General features: G+C 68.8%; 2 protein-coding genes and 1 pseudogene. 2 read left to right on the forward strand and 1 reads right to left on the reverse strand.

Annotation, left to right across the window (positions count from 1 at the left end; translation table 11 throughout):
- Positions 1-901, reverse strand: a pseudogene (locus HMPREF0591_RS29410) (isoniazid response ATPase/transcriptional regulator IniR); the annotation flags it as partial.
- A gap of 409 nt (positions 902-1,310) precedes the next feature.
- Here HMPREF0591_RS29410 and HMPREF0591_RS29415 point away from each other — a divergent pair.
- Both HMPREF0591_RS29415 and HMPREF0591_RS29420 read left to right on the forward strand, forming a co-directional pair.
- Positions 1,311-1,868, forward strand: coding sequence for an Rv0340 family IniB-related protein (locus HMPREF0591_RS29415; protein ID WP_007172519.1), 558 nt, complete (start codon positions 1,311-1,313; stop codon positions 1,866-1,868).
- Between the two features lie 282 nt (positions 1,869-2,150).
- Positions 2,151-2,504, forward strand: a 354-nt coding sequence (locus HMPREF0591_RS29420; RefSeq protein ID WP_040624454.1) for an IniB N-terminal domain-containing protein, incomplete at its 3' end; no start/stop codon positions are given.

The following is a 2,504-nucleotide window of genomic DNA, read 5'->3' on the forward strand; positions in this document are numbered from 1 at the left end:
CCCGGCCCGACTCGCCGCGCGCCTCCGCCGCCTCGCGGCGCAAGATGCTCGCCAGGTCGGCGTCTCGCAATCCGTGCTCGGCCAGACGCAGCGCGAGATCCGCCGACAGCGCGGACATGGCGAGCTGGGAACGCAGCAGTGCGGTCTCGACCTGGTGGTGATGCGCGTTGCCGACGAGCTGGGCAACGGCGTCGTGCACGGACTGGAGGAAGACCGGGCTGTGCGATGGCTCGATCAGCCCGCTGGCGCGCGCCCGGTCGACCAGCAGCCGCGCTTCCGTCGTCGAGATGTCCAGTGCCGCAGCGACATCGGCGGTGCCCAAACCGGGGCTCAACGACGTGATGAGCAGCGTGTCCAACGCCGGCTCGTCCAGGCGGCGCAGCCGGTCGATCAACGCGAACTTGGCCGCCTGCAACGGGTCCCGCGCGGCCTCGGAAACTGCCCGCACCAAAAACGGCAGCCCCGCCGTGCTGTCCAGGAAGTGGTCGGCGACCGGCAACGGGCCCAACGAGAGTCGCGGCCGCTCCCGGTCGAGGGCCGTCGCCAGTGTCCGCAGCGCGGTGTGCTGTTCGCACGGTTCGGCGGCCACCACGATCGTCGCCGTAGGGTCGGCGATGCGTTCGACCAGCGCCAGCAGCTCGGCGTCGGCCAGCAGTTGCGCGTCATCGATGACCACCGCCGCATCGGGTCGGTCCCCGTCGCGCGGGGGGCGCGTCAGGACGGTGACCCCGGCGCCGCGCAGTGCATCGCGCACGGCGGCAAGGACGGTCGTCTTTCCGGTGCCGATCCCCCCGCTGACCAGAACCCTGACCGGGGTTTGCGCGCCGTCCGCCAGCGCGCTGATGATGCGCCGCGCGTCGGCAGGGACCTCGGTGGAGACCGCCGTGTCTGGACTGGCCATGTTGGGTGCTACCCGGCTGTGGCGGGGACAGGCGATTGGGGGTTGCTGAACGCCTTCGCGCACGGGTCGGGTGGCCGGTGGCCAACGCGCGCCGCGGCATCGGCGTCCGGCCGCCGGGTTGGCAGGCCGACCGCCAACGCGAGCGAGTTGCTCATGCTGCACGTCCCTGTGTCGATCGGGTGATGGGCGTCGGCCGTTGCTTACCTTAGCGTTCTGCCGCCGCGCCGGTCATCAATGATCCCCGTAGGCGCCACGATCCCCTAACGGGGTATCCCCTAACGCGGCGCTGGGGCGGGGTGGGCGCACACCGATCACGGCGACGCCGTCGGCAGATAGCATTCCGGGAAACGGCTGGATTTTGACTGCGAATAGGCGTTGATGGTGACGGAGCGCACGCTGGAGGCGTGTCATGGCAAATGCATTACTTGACTTTGTGATGTCACTCGTTCGCGACCCACAAGCCGCCGCGCGCTACGCGGCAGACCCCGCTCAAGCGATCGCCGACGCTCACTTGACCGGTGTCACCAGCGCCGATGTGAATCACTTGATCCCGATGGTGTCGGATTCGCTGTCGATGTCCAGTCCGGGCGGTACCGGCGGCGCCACCGAGCACGGCAACGTCTGGGCGAGCGGTGCGGCCACGGCCGCGTTCGACGCGTTCCCGGCGCACGTGCCGGTGCACGAACCGACGGGAGCCGCGGGGCAAGGCCCGCCGGGCCACGTCATCGATCACCCGCCCGCCGCCGGCGGGGAAGCCCCAGGGGCTGGCTCCGAGCCGCATCCGGTGCCGGTCGAGCTGCACAATCCATCGGTGACGATCGCTGCGCCCGACGAAATTCCTGATCAGCCGGCCCACGACGGCGGATTCGGGGGGCACGGCCCGGGAGTGTGGGACCACTCGGTGGCCGACACCCACACCGTCGAGGATGATCATCACGGATTCGGCCTCGACCCACACTTCGGCTGATTCGGATTCGTTATCGACTTGGGCGACGACCGCAATTGTCGGCCGTTATGGTCCTGAAGTGGACAAATGCCGTCGACGGGGGGTTATCCGGCCATGCTCCACCTTGTCCCTAACCACCCCCTAATCCCCTAACGGCATGCGCCGAGTGATCCCGCTAAGGGCGCAAACCATTGGGGGATTCGGCCCCGTTCCGGGCCGGCAACGAAGCACCTAGCTTGAGTGTCGGAACGTCGGCGTAGCACCGGCATCGGCTCCAACGAGTCACAATCGAAAGGCACTGACGTGAGCTCTCTGATCGACTACATCCTTAACCTGTTCCGCAGCGAAGACGCGGCGAGGGCTTTCGCTGCTTCGCCCCAGCAGGCGCTCAATGAAGCCGGGTTTGCCGACGTGTCTCCCGCGCAGGTCTCCTCCGTGGCGGCCAGCGCGGTGCCGGGACTGCAACTGGGTGGCGGCGACCCCATTGTTGGCCTGCAGCAAGCGGTGTCCAGTCACTTCGGTCTCGCGGCGGCCTCAAATGTTTCTGCGGCGGCCGGCGGCGACGTTGCTGCTGGGCTGGGTGCCGACGCTGGTGCGGGCTTGGGTGTCGGCGCCGAGTTGGCCGACGCGGTGGGGCTGGGTGCCCAGGTCGGTTAT

It is taken from the genome of Mycobacterium parascrofulaceum ATCC BAA-614, assembly GCF_000164135.1.
Classification (GTDB): domain Bacteria; phylum Actinomycetota; class Actinomycetes; order Mycobacteriales; family Mycobacteriaceae; genus Mycobacterium; species Mycobacterium parascrofulaceum.

Coding starts and splice junctions, on each gene's coding strand:
- HMPREF0591_RS29415 (WP_007172519.1), top strand. CDS start 1,311: ATGGCAAATGCATTACTTGACTTTGTGATGTCACTCGTTCGCGACCCA.